The organism is Ancylomarina sp. YFZ004 (genome assembly GCF_054254355.1).
Window position 1 is genome coordinate 435122 of sequence record NZ_JBTCHQ010000004.1, and the last position, 14599, is coordinate 449720.

The window sequence follows — 14599 nt, forward strand, 5'->3', positions numbered from 1 at the left end:
CTTATACTGTAAATATATAATCAGATTATATTCTAACACAAACACACAGAAGATAATGCAAAAAAAGAATCTTAAATTTGCTGCTTTTCTTCTCATTTTAATGGGAATGATTGGTAGTGTGAATGCACAAAAAGATGCGCGCTTGATGCGATATCCCGATGTGAATAAAAATCTAATTGCTTTTGTATATGCTGGCGATATTTGGTCGGTAGATGCAAAAGGGGGAGATGCAACTCGATTGACGTCTCATAAGGGCATGGAGCTATTTCCAAAAATTTCTCCTGATGGACAATGGATTGCTTTCTCAGCTGAATATTCAGGTAGCCGTCAGGTTTATGTGATGCCAGCCGCTGGAGGTACACCTCGTCAGTTGACCTATTACAATTCGGTTGGTCTAATGCCACCACGTGGAGGATTTGACAATGTGGTACTGGATTGGACGCCTGATAGTCAGTCAATTTTAGTTCGTATGAACCGTACGCCTTTTGGTGAAAGAAATGGAACCTATTATAAGGTGAGTTTAAAGGGTGGTTTAGAGCAGCCCTTGCAGATTACAGAAGGTGGAATGGGCGTTTTCTCTCCTGATGCTAAAAAAATGTGTTATGCTCCAATCAGTCGCGAATTCCGTACTTGGAAACGCTATAAAGGTGGGCGTGCCGCTGATCTTTGGATTTATGATCTAGAGAAAGATCAATCGGAGCGAATCACTAAATTTGTGGGATCAGATCAGATTCCTTCCTGGTATAAGGATGCTATTTACTTTGCTTCCGATCGCGATTTAAAGTTGAATATCTATAAGTATGATATTCCGACTAAAACCATTACTCAAATGACTCATCACAAGACTTTTGATGTGATGTGGCCTTCAGGAGAGAATGGACAGCTTGTTTATGAAAATGGAGGACAGCTCTTTAAGTTGAACCTTGAAACAGGTGAAGAAGAGCGTGTTGTCGTTAATATTCACTTTGACAATCCGAATATACTGCCTTATTACAAGAATGTAAAAGACTTTGTTCAAGGAGTTGCTGTATCTCCTTCGGGCAAACGTGCTTTGTTTGATGCTCGAGGTGATATCTTTTCAGTTCCTGCTAAAAATGGTCCAAGTATCAACTTAACTCAAACGCAAGGCGTACGCGAGACTGCACCGACTTGGTCACCAGATGGAAAGTACATTTCTTATTATTCTGATGCAACAGGTGAGTACGAGATCTATTTACTTGAAAATAAAAAAGGAGCTAAGGCTAAGCAAATAACCTCTGGCTCATCGGCTTGGATGTACGATTCTAAATGGTCTGACAACAGTAAATATTTACTCTTTTTTGATCGTAGCTTGAAACTGAAGTATCTTGATATTGAAAGTGGGAAAGTGAAAGTGGTGGATACGGCCAGTCATAACGAGATTACAGAATATAATTTTTCTCCAGACTCAGAGTGGATTACCTATTCAAAAGAAAGTCACAATAGCCAGTCGGCTATTTGGGTTTACAATTTAAAGAATGGTAAGAATTTCCAGTTGACTAATGATACATTTAGCGACTCGGAACCTGTCTTTTCTAAGGATGGAAATTTCATTTTCTTTTTATCAAATCGTAATTTCAATTTGAATTTTTCGAGCTTCGAATTCAACTATTTGTATAATAAAGCAACTCGTATCTATGCGATTTCCTTAAAGGAAAATGGACCGAAATTATTTGCTTTGAAAAACGATGTTGAAGAGGTAAAAGCTGATGAGGCGAATAAAGATAAGAAAGAGGAATCAAAGGCTGACTTGAAGATTGAGATAGATTTGGATGGTATTGCTGATCGTATTTCGGTATTCCCAATGTCATCAGGAAACTATGGTGACTTAACTGCTGTAGATGGTGGTATCCTTTATTCTACGAAAAGAGAATTGCACTCTTATAATATTGTAAAGGAAAAGGATGAGGTCATTCTAGATCGTATTTCGGATTATATGCTTTCTGGTAATGGAAAGAAAATCATGTACCGTTCGGGTTCTACCTTTGGGATTATTGATATTAATGCAGGGCAGAAAGTAGGCGCTGGTAAACTGAATCTGGATGATCTTGAAATGAAGATCGATCCTAAGAAAGAGTGGAAACAAATCTATACCGATGGTTGGAGAATTTTCCGTGATTATTATTACGTGGCCAATATGCATGGGATTGATTGGGCTCAAATTAAAACCAACTACAATCTGTTGATGCCTTATGTGAGTCATCGTGCCGACTTGGATTATATTCTTGGGGAGATTATTTCGGAAACCAATACAGGTCATGCCTATGTGAACTATGGCGATTTTGAAAAGGTGAAGCCATTGGAAACAGGATTGCTAGGAGCCAAGCTTAAAGCAGATGTTAAGGCAGGTAAATATATCATCTCTAAAATCTATCAGGGTGAAAACTGGACCCCTAATCGCAGATCTCCTTTAACAGAACAAGGGATGAAAGTGAAAGAAGGGGATTACCTTTTAAGTATCAATGGACATAACTTGAGTCTGGATATTAATCCATACTTGTACTTGGAGAATACCGTTGGTAAAATGATCGAAATTACGGTGAACTCTAAGCCAAGCTTAGAAGGAGCTAAATCTTATACCATTAAGCCTATCGCTTCAGAACATGAGCTAATGTATTTGAACTGGGTCAATGAGCGTCGTGCGATTGTGAACAAATTATCTGATGGTAAGATTGGTTATATTCATGTTCCTAATACAGCTGTAGAAGGGAATCGTGAGTTGCACCGAGGTATGTATGCTTATCACGACAAGCAAGCTTTGATTATTGATGACCGTTATAATGGAGGTGGATTTATTCCTGATCATATGGCCGACTTACTTGATCGTAATGTGCTTTCGTATTGGCACCGTAGAGGTTTGGAGCCACAACAAACACCAGGTATTGCTCATGATGGACCAAAAGCCATGTTGATTAATCATTACTCTTCATCAGGGGGAGATGCATTCCCATACTATTTCAGAAAGAAAGGATTAGGTAAACTTATTGGTACGCGTACCTGGGGTGGACTTGTTGGTATGTCGGGTAATGCTGGCTTGGTAGATGGTGGTTATATCGCCGTACCTCGTTTTGGTATTTTCGATGAAAATCAGAAATGGATTATCGAAGGTGTTGGCGTTTATCCTGATGTAGAAGTATACGACGAGCCTCATAAGGTGGCTAAAGGTATGGATCCTTCAATTGAGAAAGCAGTGGAAATGCTTTTGAAAGAGTTGAAAGAGAAGCCAAGTCAGAAAGTGAGTGCACCTAAAAATCCGAATCGTTCTAAATGGATTGAAGAGGATGTGAAGTAGTCATTTACTTTAGATCATATTTAAGGCTGTTTCAAGGTGAATCCATTTGGGTTTTCTTTGAAACAGCCTTTTTCTTTACCCTTATCTAGAAGAAGCGATCAAGCTTGACTTCTTCGTCGATTTCAGCTTGTGGGTTTTCTAATAATTCAAGCATTTGTTCCGAGAAATAAGGGGCCAGCATAACACCCTTGGTTCCAAGTCCATTGAATATGGCCAACCTATCGTTCTGTGGATGAATACCCAGAATTGGTCGTCTATCTTTTACAGTCGGTCTCACACCAGCCCAATGATTCAGAATGGTATAATCCGTATCAATAAGTTTATCTAGTTTTGTGAGAAGTTCTGATTTACCTTCTTCACTGGTTTCTTCATCAATAGTATCCCATTCGTAGGTTGCTCCAACTTTAAAACAATTTTTGCCTGTAGGTAAGACGAATAGGTTCTTGTTTAGGATGAAATCTTCACACAAAGCCTTAGCCTCAATTTCTATCAGCTCTCCTTTGGTAAGGTAAAAGCTTTCAGCAGGGAAGAGTGCATTCTTAGCATCTTTATAACCTCGGCAGAATATGATTTTCTCTGCTGAAAGATCTTTCCAATAGACAGCCTTATCTTCAAATGTAACATCTTCAATCTTGAGGTGATCTTTAATGAGATAATTATGCTGTTTAAAGAAATTACGCATGCCCTGAATCAATAGGCTTAAATTGCACGAGCCTGTCTGCATGAGTGCGCCGTAATGCTCAATTTCTTTAAAACCTTCTAGTTTTAGATCCTTATCGATTCGATCAATATAATGATTCATTTTGCCTTGATCGATTCTCTTTTGCCACATGGGAATGTCTTGTTCAGCTAAAGGTTTAATCATCTCTTTTTGTTCGATGAATTTTATTGAAAGCATTTTCTCCATCTCCGAGTAGGTCTCATACATTTTAGGAAATAAGCTGTCTACTATCCAACTTTTTGTGAGACGTTTAAAGACAAGAGGGTTGATGAGGCCTGCAGCAACTTCTGAAGCCGATTTTTGTGTTGGGTCGACAATGATTTTAAATGGAATTTTATTTTTATGCATTTGGTAGGCCAGAAGGGTACCTGCTAAGCCTTGTCCTACAATAATATATTTGGTCATTTTTTTAAGCTTGATTTATTCAAATATAAGGAATCTTGTTCCCTAAAAAGAGTTAATAGTCTGCTATAGGTTTATTTAGAATGGGGGATTGTATTGTTCTCCTAGTTTAGAGTAAATGTTTTTCTCAACTTAATTGCTTATTTTTTCACCCTTTTTGAAAAAAATGTTACCCCATGTTTAGAGAGATTGAGGATATCTTTGAGCATCAAGTTAGGACTTTGATGAAGTAATTGAAAAGCATGTAAGAGTGTTGTAAATCTACTTTTAACTTGAAGTCAATTATAAAGAAGAAAATTAGTAATATAGAGGTATTAAACAGTAGAATTTTTAGTTCAGCAGTTTTATAGAAAATACACTGAATGAAGGCTACTTTTTTTAAGCTCTGATAAAAATATTTTAAAGGATTAAACTATTAGAATTATGGCAAGCACCCGAAGATCATTCCTAGGTAATTTGGCTCTTGGAGCTGGAGTTCTTGCAGCAGCGCCCCTGGCAGCTTGCTCAAGCACAAAAGATGAAAGTAATTTGGCTCATATTAAAGCTGCGGCATCAAGAAACCCATCTATGAGTTTTAATATGTGTGGCTATGCGGCACCAAAACTCGATACGGTTCGTGTTGGATTCGTTGGTATCGGTGATCGTGGTTCAGGGGCTGTAAAGCGTATGACTTATATCGATGGTGTTGAAATTACAGCTCTTTGCGATATTAGACAGGCTGCTGTTGATGGTGGACAGAAGATTCTTTCTGATGCAGGTTTACCAAAGGCTAAAGAATTTGTTGGAGGAGATTTAGGATTCAAGGCTTTGTGTGAAAGTGGCTTGGTTGATCTTGTATATATTGCGACACCATGGGAATGGCACGTACCTGTAGCTATTGCGGCTATGGAGGCAGATAGTCATGCCGCTGTTGAGGTTTCAACAGCTAAGACGATGGATGAATGCTGGCAAATGGTCGAGACCTCTGAGCGTACTCGTAAACATTGCGTTATTCTTGAGAACTGTTGTTATGATTTCTTCGAGATGCTAACGATTAGTATGGCTCAACAAGGCGCTTTTGGTGATCTTATACATGGTGAAGGTGCTTATATTCATGATCTGGATTATTGGCATTTCAATAAACCAAAGGATAATAAAATGACAGATGGCGCCTATACAAAGATGTGGCGTTTGCACGAAAACAAGCGTAAAGCTAATGTGTATCCAACTCATGGTTTGGGACCAATTTGTCAGGCTATGAATATCAATCGTGGCGATAAAATGGATTACTTGACGTCTATGATGTCTGATGATTTCACGTTAAAGAATCGCATTGCAGAAATGGCTAAAAAAGATCCATTCTTTGAGCAATTCGCAGGATGGGACATGAGAGGAAATATGGATATGCAAATGATTCGTACCAATATGGGACGTACTATCATGATTCAGCACGATATCAGTTCTCCTAGACCTTATTCCAGAATTCATATGCTTAGTGGAACCAAGTGTTTTGCACAGAAATGGCCTAAGCAGCATATTGCCTTCGGACATAATGTGATTGATGATGCGAAGTTTAAAGAACTGGAAGATAAATACACCCCAGAGATTATCCGTAGAGTTGGTGAAATGGCCAAGCAAGTTGGTGGTCATGGTGGTATGGATTTCGTAATGGACTGGCGTTTGATTGATTGTTTACGTAATGGCTTACCAATGGATATGGATGTGTACGATGCTGCATCATGGAGTTGTATTACACCATTGAGTGAATGGTCTATTGCCAATAAATCGAATTCTATTGAGATTCCTGATTTCACTAGAGGTGCCTGGAAAACAAATAAGCCAATCGATTTGACTTTAAATGGTGGAGGTACAACAGGCGTACGTAATCTTAAAAAGGCTGATTCAAAAGGTCAACTGGAAGTGCATTAAACTCAACAAACATAGATTGTAATTTTGGCGGTAAGCCTTGCATCTTTAATCGGTAAGATTGATGATATAAGGTTTGTCGCCTTTCTTTTCTAGTGTACCTGTGGGATCCTTGTAAAGGATTGAAAACTTTAGCTGTTAAAAAGAAACTCCCGATGAATATCCCAATAATTCCCATTATGCTTCAAGAGAAATAGGCTCTTGCATAAAAAAAAGCCTTCAAATGTTTTATTCTTAAACTCATTCCAGGCTAAGTTGAAATTTTCGACACTTAAATCTCTAGTAGCAATGGTCATATGTGGATGGATTTTTGGGCTAAGCACTTTTTCACCAAGTTCCATTTTCTCACTTAAAAGACTTATCAGTTTTTCATGAACAGGTTTGACGGGATCATGATCAACTACTTTTACAAAAATGACTCTGGGTGAAAAACAGTCAAAGCCAGAAAGTTTAAGCTCAAATGCATACTGACCTGCTACGGTCTTCTGTAAGATATCAATTAAGATTGGTTCATTATTTTCATGAATTCTAAAGGGCATTTGAAGCGTAATGTGAGCAGGTGATTTTAAGGCATGTTTGGCATTAAAACGTTCCCTCATTTCCTCTTTTAAAGCTTCTACTTGCTCCCTAAGTTCCCTATGAGGAATAAGAGCAATGAAATAAAGATTTTGCTTATGATTTGTCATGCCGTTCTATGTTGATACTTTAAAATTGATGAACTTAAATATCGTGTTTTCTTTCCACATTTTAAAGGCGTGTTTCTATGCATTATGAATTTGCCTCTGAGATCTTCTATGAAGTAAGGAAGATTCTCAAGCATAGTTAATTAATGTATACGAACCTAGGGTTCTCAAGATAATTTACAAAAGTTGGGTCTAAGTGCACTAGGTATATTTTGGATTATATTTTAAACTTTTCGCTAGAGCCGCTGGGCTCTTACTTTTTTATTCACTCATTATAATACGGGTGTTCATGAACTCACTTCGCTCGTTTCTTAGATAAAAAGTAAGCAAAAAATCAAGTCAGCCTGATCCTTGTTTTCGCTTTGTTGAAGAAACTGTGACACGCCTCACGGCAGGCTGACAAAGCCCGCCCAAAACTTTTTGATAAAATATGATTAAGATTGTGAGACGGATTTTTATATCTGGCCTCGGCAGCGCAAGTGGGGCCCCATAGGTGAAAAAGGCGTTAAAAACAGAATGCTGTCTGAGTGAGGTACGAACGAGTTCAGTCTGTTTAGTCTTTGAACCGTGATGGGTCACTGAGTGCCGGAGCCATTGATTTTTGTTACTTTTCATCAAGGCATTGACAAATCATGAATTCCTTAATTTAAAATAACGATATGAATAAAAGTAAATAAAGAAAAAAAATGGTTTGTATTATGAATCTGATTTTGCTGTGAAACAAATTTCCCAAGAATTGATGAAAGTGATACTTTTCCTATTTCAACAAAGTAAGATTATTCATCTATACCCAGAAATCTCTCTTGATCCTCTTTGAAAGGAGTTGTAGATATTGAGTTTTTCTTATTGTGTTTAACAAAGATATTTGAGTAATTATAGAATTAGACGCAACTTTTACTGGTGATCCATGACTCCTCGTACCTCGTCGAGTACTTCGTAACGAACCCCTATGGGTTCTCATCCCAAAATCTAATGCAATAAAAAAGAGATCAATCAAATTAATGAAAGATCTCTTCTTAAAGTGAACATGGAGGGATGACTCCTCGTACCTCGTCGAGTACTTCGTAACGAACCCCAATGGGTTCTCATCCCAAAAATCTTGTATAAAAAAAAGAATCTCCCAAGTAATATGGAAGATTCTCATTTTCTATGTGAACATGGAGGGATGACTCTTCGCTCTGCTCATCGAGAACATGTTAATTCTTCGCTTCGCTCATCATGAATATATTACGAACCCCTAAATGGGTTCTCATCCCTTTTAGGGGTTTAAAGTTTGAGCATAAAAAAAACTCACCAGTTTCCTGATGAGTTTTGTGTGAACATGGAGGGATTCGAACCCCCAACCTCCTCGGCCGTAACGAGGTGCACTATCCAGTTATGCTACACGTCCGTTTTTGTCTCAAAGACCCTGCAAATATAGGCATTCTAAGATTTATATTACAAGCTTTTTTTGAAGTTTTTTTCATTTTTATATTTTCATTATTCAAAATGATGCTTAGTTAAAGATTAACAAGCGCTTAACAAATATGATTTTTTCATATTTAAGAATATCGGTATATTTAGATTTAGTTTAAATAAAAATATTATCAATTAATTCATATACTATGAAAACGAAAAGACTATTATTGGGAGTGGTGTTTGTAATGAGTGCTTTGTTCGTAAACACGACCGTAAGTGCTCAAACAACAATGGATTTAAATCTTGACAAAAGCAAGGTGGAATGGACGGGTAAAAAGGTGACTGGCCAACACAACGGAACTGTGATGTTGAAGTCGGGAAAACTCATGATGAAAGGGACTGAAATTGTAGGAGGTGAATTTGTTATGAATATGGGCAGCATTACAAATGCAGATATAACGAATGACAAATACCGTGGTAAACTTGAAAAACATTTAAAATCAGAGGACTTTTTTGGTGTGACAAAATTTCCAGAATCAAAGTTTGTAATAAAAGAGAGTAAGAATTTAAAGGATGGAAAACTACTTGTAAAAGGTGAGATTAGTATTAAAGGTATTACTAAGCCTTTGGAGTTTGAAGTTACTTCTCACAAGCATGGTGATTCATATCATATGAGTGGTTTGATGCTTATTGATCGTACTCAGTTTGGTATTAAGTATGGTTCAGGTTCATTCTTTGATAATTTAGGAGATAAAACAATTCATGACAAGTTTGAACTGAAGTTCGACTTGATGTTTTAAGGATTGAATTCTATCATAAAAAAAACGCCACAGTGAATGTGGCGTTTTTTATGGATTGAGAATTAACTTCTCAAATAAAATATCGATTAGAAAGAATAAGCAATTTCCAATTCAATCTGACTCATTTTAATTTCAATAGTTTGGTTTGGTACCATGTTACCTTGCATAGCTTGTGCCGCATCAAAATCCATTGGGTTAGCACCTTTAACTGAATTCTCAGGAGCGTAAACAAAAGCGAAATGTAATGCATTCCCTTTTTCGTTTAATACTTTAGAACAACCTAGAGTGATATGATCTTGCATAACACCAGGAGCTAAAATATTAAACATCACTTCTGATTTCTGAATTGGTTGATCACAATGTGAGTAACCCGCTCTTAAAGTCCAAGTATCAATACCTGAATATTCAGCACCTACTTTGTATACGTTGATATCTTCCCAGCCAAAACCAGAACCTTTATCTGTTCCAAGAGGAGAGAAGGCTGGATCCATAGGTGTATGCATCTTATTAGATACAGAAGCAATATTAGTATAATCTATACGCTTGAAGTCAGCTGCAAATACCCAGTTTTCATTAGCCTGATAAGCTAAACCAACAGTCCATGTTGAAGGGATATCGAAATCACCTTGCTCAGCGAAAAGACCAGAGTAATCTTCAAACTCACTCATATATACCATGGTTTGGTAACTTGCACCAACACTTAACTTTTCAGTTAATTGACCTAAATAACCTAATTTAAATCCCATACCAAAAGCACTATCGTGACCATTGTCTGATAATTTTGTTGGATCACTGGACATCATTCCTAATGAAGCAATACCTTTCGCTTCAAAATATTGGTAAGCAGCAATCGCCGTTACACCAAAACTATGTTTTTCGCTTACTTGGTATGCATAGCTTAAGTTTAAGAACATTTGTCCCAAATCAACACCTGTACTAGCATTAGGCATACCGAATGTACCATACTTATTCCCATCCATAGGATTAACTTGCGGAGCATAATCAGTATTCATACCACCATTACCATAAAGAGCTACAGAGAAACTGCTTTTCTCGTTTAATAGCCAGTTAGCACCAAAGGTTGGCATGAAAAATACTTTACTATCACTCTCTACAGTTCCAGGAGCTAGACCGAAAGTGTTAGGCATTCCTGAAGGATTACCTGTTACAGTGTATTCACGGTTTGGGTTAAACATGTTTACACCAAACTGGTATTGGTTTCCTAGTTTCACTAAAGAAGCAGGGTTACCATTAATTAGTGAGTTTTTGTACCATGCGATACCTGCACCAGCCATACCTTTGTTTTGTGTTCCATAGGCAAGGCTAAAATAGCCATCTGTTGCACTTGCCGTTTGGCTAGTCATAAGTCCAGCTAAAATAAGGGAGGCTGAAACTAATAATTTAGATCTCATCTTCATAGGTCAATATTATTTGATAGTTTAGTTTAATATCTATTTCAGCAACAAAATAGCAACTATAAACCTATGCAAATATGTTATATATCACATATGTAGATATGGAGACTAGTGTGGTGTGCTCTAAAATGTTGATTATTAGTATAAAACTAGGTGGTGTGTTTTTTTGAAAAAGGACTAATATTTATTTGGAACAAATAAGAGCGAAATTTTGAATTGAGAATTAAGCTCAATTTTTATGAATTATTTTTCTTCTGTAAGTCTTATGAGAGTAGCTTTACGTTGAATCTTGTTTGTTAAAGTGCGTTCAAACTTCGGAATGTAGAAAATGTTGCGAGGACCTTGAAATTTTTCTAAATAAGAGTCAATTTTAGCCTTAATCTGCTTTTTTTGCTCATCTGTAATATGATTTGATTCAATTAGGAGAATCATTTTCTCACCCAGATGTTCATCGGGAATACCAATTAGAAAAAAAGGGAGATTTATAAATGATGCAAGTTGCTCTTCGATTTGTTCAGGGAATAATTTTATGCCTCCCGAATTAATAACATGGTCGAATCTTCCAAGCCACTCAAATTCGTTATTCGAAACTAAATTAACAATATCGTTTGTTGTAATGGCTTGGTCCAGAAGTTTTGGTGCTGTTATTTTTAAACAGTCTCTATCGTCAGTTGAAAGGCTGATACCTCCTAGTGCTTTGTAGCGATTCGATTTGTCAGAACCATTTAAGCTCTTTATGGCTATATGCGAAAGAGTTTCTGTCATACCAAAGCTAGAGTAACAATGCGTATTTAAATATTGAAGTTGATCATCTAAATGTTTGTCGACAACACCGCCACCAATCAAGATGGTATTAATCCGATTGGTTTGATCAATATTATGTATGCTGTTTTGGACCTGGAGGGGAATCATTGCGGCAAAATCAATGTCCATATTTAGCTCAGAGAGTGGATGACCATCTGGCTTGACACATACTAAGTTCATTTGCCAAATAAGAGCTCGTACAATCATCATTTTACCAGCGATAAATTGAGGGGAGAGACAGAGTAGGGCTTTGTCTCCTTTTCTAAAATTGAAGAATTCCCCCGTCATTTTTGCAGACTGGATCATTTTTGCTTTTTCAAGCTGAATCGTTTTGGGTTTGCCTGTTGAGCCAGATGTTTTAGCCTCTACATGCGAATTATCATCTAACCATTCTAAGATAAAGGCATAGATATCCTTCTGCCATTGCTCAGTTGAGGTTTTAATCTCGTCTTGGCAAAAAGCAATAAGCTGATTCGTATTAAGTTGAGAGAAATTAAGCTCCAAGCTTTTCATCGACTGCCCATTTTTTAGATTTATCGTAGATTAAATAGCCCATAGATACTTCTAGAGGAGATTCTATATTGTTGGTAAAGAGTTGTCCGGTACCCAAACCTTGTGGCATCGGATTATTTAATGTGAAAGCCCACTGTGCAATAGCATTCAAACCGATATTCGATTCCAATGCAGATGTCATCCACCAAGGAATACCTTCTGCTTTTGCAATATCTATCCATTCTTGACTACCCTTGAAACCACCAACCAAACTTGGCTTTAAGATAATGTATTGAGGCTGGATTCGTTTAATCATCTTGATTTTATCTTCAAGCTTATAAATCCCAATTAATTCTTCATCGAGTGCAATGGGTAGGGGTGTATCTTTACAAAGCTTAGCCATAGCTTCCCAATTACCTGCTTTTATGGGTTGTTCTATTGAATGAATATCAAATACGCTTAAAGCCTTTAGTTTATCCATCGCTTCATCAGGATGAAAAGCACCATTGGCATCAACTCGAATCTCAATTTGGTCAGGATTAAATTTTGCTCGAATTGACTTTATAATTTCCAATTCTTCCTGGAAATTGATGGCTCCAATTTTTAATTTAATGCAATTAAACCCTGTATCAATTTTTTCTTGAACCTGCTCTTGCATATAGGCTTTATCGCCCATCCAAACTAAACCGTTAATAGGAATCTTCGCTTCATTTTCGGTGAAATCCGAATTAAAGAGAAGACGTTTTCCGCCATTTGCAAGATCCCTTAAAGCCATCTCGAAGCCAAAATAGATGGATGGCCATTCAATCAACTCATTATTGAGGTAGCTTTCAATTTGGTTGATATTATCGCAAACCTCCTGAATTTTGTCCTCGTAATTTTCTCGGTCATCGGGGCTTAATCCTCTTATTATTGAACATTCACCGATACCTTTAACTTCTGGATTTTTATTGTCCCAAACATGAACAAACCAGGCTTCTTTTTTTGTGAGAATACCACGTGACGTACCACTTGGCCGTTTAAAATCTAAAGGGGAGTAAGAAAATTTTGCTACTAACATGAATTAAATAGATGTAAGTTTTATAAAAGAGCACCTATACCAAAGGTAAGACTAAAAAAGAAACAGGACAGAGCTAACTTCTTTAATTCGGGATCTAAATCTGGAGGATTCTGATTGATAAATACAATGTAAATATTTCGTAAAATCAGAGGAAAACTCAATACGTATATAAACTGAAAAGCCGTGTTAAAATTGAAAATACTATAAGCAATAGCAAAAAGCATAGCTAATGCTAAAATAATAAGATGGTAATTCTTAGCCGCTTTTGAACCAATTTTAACGACTAAGGTTCTTTTACCTGTTTGAGCATCGTTTTCAATATCGCGCATATTATTCAGATTGAGAACACCGGCACTTAGAAGACCAACTGAACTTGCTGGTAGAAGTAGATCCCAATGCAAACTCCCGGTGTTTAAGAAGTAACTCCCCATGACACCAACCAAGCCAAAAAAGATGAAAACAAAAAGATCGCCAAAGCCCATATAACCGTATGGATTTTTACCTACCGTATAATTAATTGCGGCCAGAATTGCTAGAATACCAATGGCAAAAATTATGAGAGCTTCTTGTAAGCTTATGAGTTGTGCCGCATCATAAATTAATAATGAACCACTGATTAAGGATAGAATAATAAAGACATAGAGCATACCCTTCATCTCAGACTTACTGATGATACCACTTTGAACGGCTCTTTCCGGACCAACTCGATTTTCGTTATCGGCACCTGAAATGGAATCGCCCAAATCGTTTGCCAAATTTGAGAGAATCTGCAAAAAAAGCGTCGTGAGAATGGCTAATATAAAAATACGAGTGTTGAATGAATGATACGATGCTGCAAGCAGACTTCCAAGTAGGATACTGGATAAGGCGAGGGGAAGTGTTCTTAATCTAAAGGCATGTATCCATGCTTTTGTTTTACTCATAGTCAAGGTTTATTTTTTGAGACACAAATTTAACCAATTTAAAATAACGCCTTAAGTTTATTGATGTCAAAATTAACAAAAGTTCATAAACGTCTCATGTAAAAGCTCTTGTTCAATTATTTTTTATTTCGTAACTTTTAATCAGACAAACCATTTTGAAACTCAAGTCAATTTCTATTTAATTAACATACATGTGTTTAAATTTAATTTACAATGAAAATTTTTAGAAATTTTGAAGAGATCATTGACTTTGCTATTGAAAGTGAAATGGATGAAATTCAATTTTATTCAGAACTAGCTGAAACAATGGAACGTAAAAATGTCAAACAATTGTTTCGGTGTATTGCCCTTGAAAAAACAGCTAGAATGCTCCAGCTGGAAAGTATGAAAGAGATTGGAGTCTTACTTGATATTGAGAGCGTGCATGATTTGAAAATTGCAGGTTCTTTCTCTGAGATTGATTATACGAAAAAAAGTTTATCCTATCAGGAAGCTCTTATAATGGCTATGAATAAAGAAAAGGAGAAATTCATTCTTTATCAGGAATTAGCCGATTGTACTGCTGATAAGACATGCAAACAGACTTTTTTGAGTTTGGCTAATCAGGAAGCACGTCAAAAATTAAAGCTGGAAATTGAGTATGACGAGTTTGTTTTGTCTGACAATTAGGATTTTGTGCTGTGATT

Annotated in this window: 10 protein-coding genes and 1 tRNA gene; 4 read left to right on the forward strand and 7 right to left on the reverse strand. The window is 36.8% G+C overall.

Going from position 1 to position 14599, the window contains the following annotated elements:
- Positions 1-55 precede the first annotated feature (55 nt).
- Positions 56-3310, forward strand: a complete 3255-nt coding sequence (locus ACXR6G_RS09470) for a S41 family peptidase (protein ID WP_458361181.1) — start codon at positions 56-58, stop codon at positions 3308-3310.
- A gap of 85 nt (positions 3311-3395) precedes the next feature.
- On the opposite strand, the gene ACXR6G_RS09475 is transcribed toward ACXR6G_RS09470, so the two are convergent.
- The gene (locus ACXR6G_RS09475) at positions 3396-4436 is read right to left on the reverse strand and encodes an NAD(P)/FAD-dependent oxidoreductase (RefSeq protein ID WP_458361182.1); all 1041 of its coding nucleotides are present in this window, start codon (positions 4434-4436) and stop codon (positions 3396-3398) included.
- 420 nt (positions 4437-4856) lie between these two features.
- Between ACXR6G_RS09475 and ACXR6G_RS09480 the strand changes: the two genes are divergently transcribed.
- Entirely contained in the window at positions 4857-6341 is a 1485-nt protein-coding gene (locus ACXR6G_RS09480) for a Gfo/Idh/MocA family protein (RefSeq protein ID WP_458361183.1), read from the forward strand.
- A gap of 128 nt (positions 6342-6469) precedes the next feature.
- Here ACXR6G_RS09480 and ACXR6G_RS09485 read toward each other — a convergent pair whose 3' ends face one another.
- Both ACXR6G_RS09485 and ACXR6G_RS09490 read right to left on the reverse strand, forming a co-directional pair.
- On the reverse strand, positions 6470-7024 hold the full coding sequence (locus ACXR6G_RS09485; RefSeq protein WP_458361184.1) for a 2'-5' RNA ligase family protein: 555 nt from the start codon (positions 7022-7024) through the stop codon (positions 6470-6472).
- Between the two features lie 1313 nt (positions 7025-8337).
- Positions 8338-8411: transfer RNA gene (locus tag ACXR6G_RS09490), tRNA-Arg, on the reverse strand.
- Between the two features lie 214 nt (positions 8412-8625).
- Between ACXR6G_RS09490 and ACXR6G_RS09495 the strand changes: the two genes are divergently transcribed.
- Positions 8626-9219, forward strand: a complete 594-nt coding sequence (locus ACXR6G_RS09495; protein ID WP_458361185.1) for a YceI family protein — start codon at positions 8626-8628, stop codon at positions 9217-9219.
- Positions 9220-9305: 86 nt separating this feature from the next.
- Here ACXR6G_RS09495 and ACXR6G_RS09500 read toward each other — a convergent pair whose 3' ends face one another.
- The 4 genes from ACXR6G_RS09500 to ACXR6G_RS09515 form a co-directional block, all read right to left on the reverse strand.
- The gene (locus ACXR6G_RS09500; RefSeq protein ID WP_458361186.1) at positions 9306-10631 is read right to left on the reverse strand and encodes an OmpP1/FadL family transporter; all 1326 of its coding nucleotides are present in this window, start codon (positions 10629-10631) and stop codon (positions 9306-9308) included.
- Between the two features lie 246 nt (positions 10632-10877).
- On the reverse strand, positions 10878-11951 hold the full coding sequence (locus ACXR6G_RS09505) for an AMP-binding protein (protein WP_458361187.1): 1074 nt from the start codon (positions 11949-11951) through the stop codon (positions 10878-10880).
- On the reverse strand, positions 11932-12990 hold the full coding sequence (gene menC, locus ACXR6G_RS09510; protein WP_458361188.1) for an o-succinylbenzoate synthase: 1059 nt from the start codon (positions 12988-12990) through the stop codon (positions 11932-11934). Before menC ends, ACXR6G_RS09505 begins: the two co-directional genes overlap by 20 nt.
- A 20-nt stretch (positions 12991-13010) precedes the next feature.
- Complete coding sequence (locus tag ACXR6G_RS09515) at positions 13011-13913, reverse strand: 1,4-dihydroxy-2-naphthoate polyprenyltransferase (RefSeq protein ID WP_458361189.1); 903 nt, start codon at positions 13911-13913, stop codon at positions 13011-13013.
- Between the two features lie 213 nt (positions 13914-14126).
- Here ACXR6G_RS09515 and ACXR6G_RS09520 point away from each other — a divergent pair, with 213 nt between their 5' ends.
- Positions 14127-14582, forward strand: a complete 456-nt coding sequence (locus tag ACXR6G_RS09520) for a ferritin family protein (RefSeq protein WP_458361190.1) — start codon at positions 14127-14129, stop codon at positions 14580-14582.
- Positions 14583-14599: the final 17 nt, after the last annotated feature.

Bases quoted from the DNA above. Each gene is read 5' to 3' on its own strand.
- ACXR6G_RS09515 (WP_458361189.1), bottom strand. From the start codon at position 13,913: ATGAGTAAAACAAAAGCATGGATACATGCCTTTAGATTAAGAACACTT.
- ACXR6G_RS09495 (WP_458361185.1), top strand. From the start codon at position 8,626: ATGAAAACGAAAAGACTATTATTGGGAGTGGTGTTTGTAATGAGTGCT.
- ACXR6G_RS09505 (WP_458361187.1), bottom strand. From the start codon at position 11,951: ATGAAAAGCTTGGAGCTTAATTTCTCTCAACTTAATACGAATCAGCTT.
- ACXR6G_RS09520 (WP_458361190.1), top strand. From the start codon at position 14,127: ATGAAAATTTTTAGAAATTTTGAAGAGATCATTGACTTTGCTATTGAA.
- ACXR6G_RS09485 (WP_458361184.1), bottom strand. From the start codon at position 7,024: ATGACAAATCATAAGCAAAATCTTTATTTCATTGCTCTTATTCCTCAT.
- ACXR6G_RS09475 (WP_458361182.1), bottom strand. From the start codon at position 4,436: ATGACCAAATATATTATTGTAGGACAAGGCTTAGCAGGTACCCTTCTG.
- ACXR6G_RS09470 (WP_458361181.1), top strand. From the start codon at position 56: ATGCAAAAAAAGAATCTTAAATTTGCTGCTTTTCTTCTCATTTTAATG.
- ACXR6G_RS09480 (WP_458361183.1), top strand. From the start codon at position 4,857: ATGGCAAGCACCCGAAGATCATTCCTAGGTAATTTGGCTCTTGGAGCT.
- ACXR6G_RS09500 (WP_458361186.1), bottom strand. From the start codon at position 10,631: ATGAGATCTAAATTATTAGTTTCAGCCTCCCTTATTTTAGCTGGACTT.
- menC (WP_458361188.1), bottom strand. From the start codon at position 12,990: ATGTTAGTAGCAAAATTTTCTTACTCCCCTTTAGATTTTAAACGGCCA.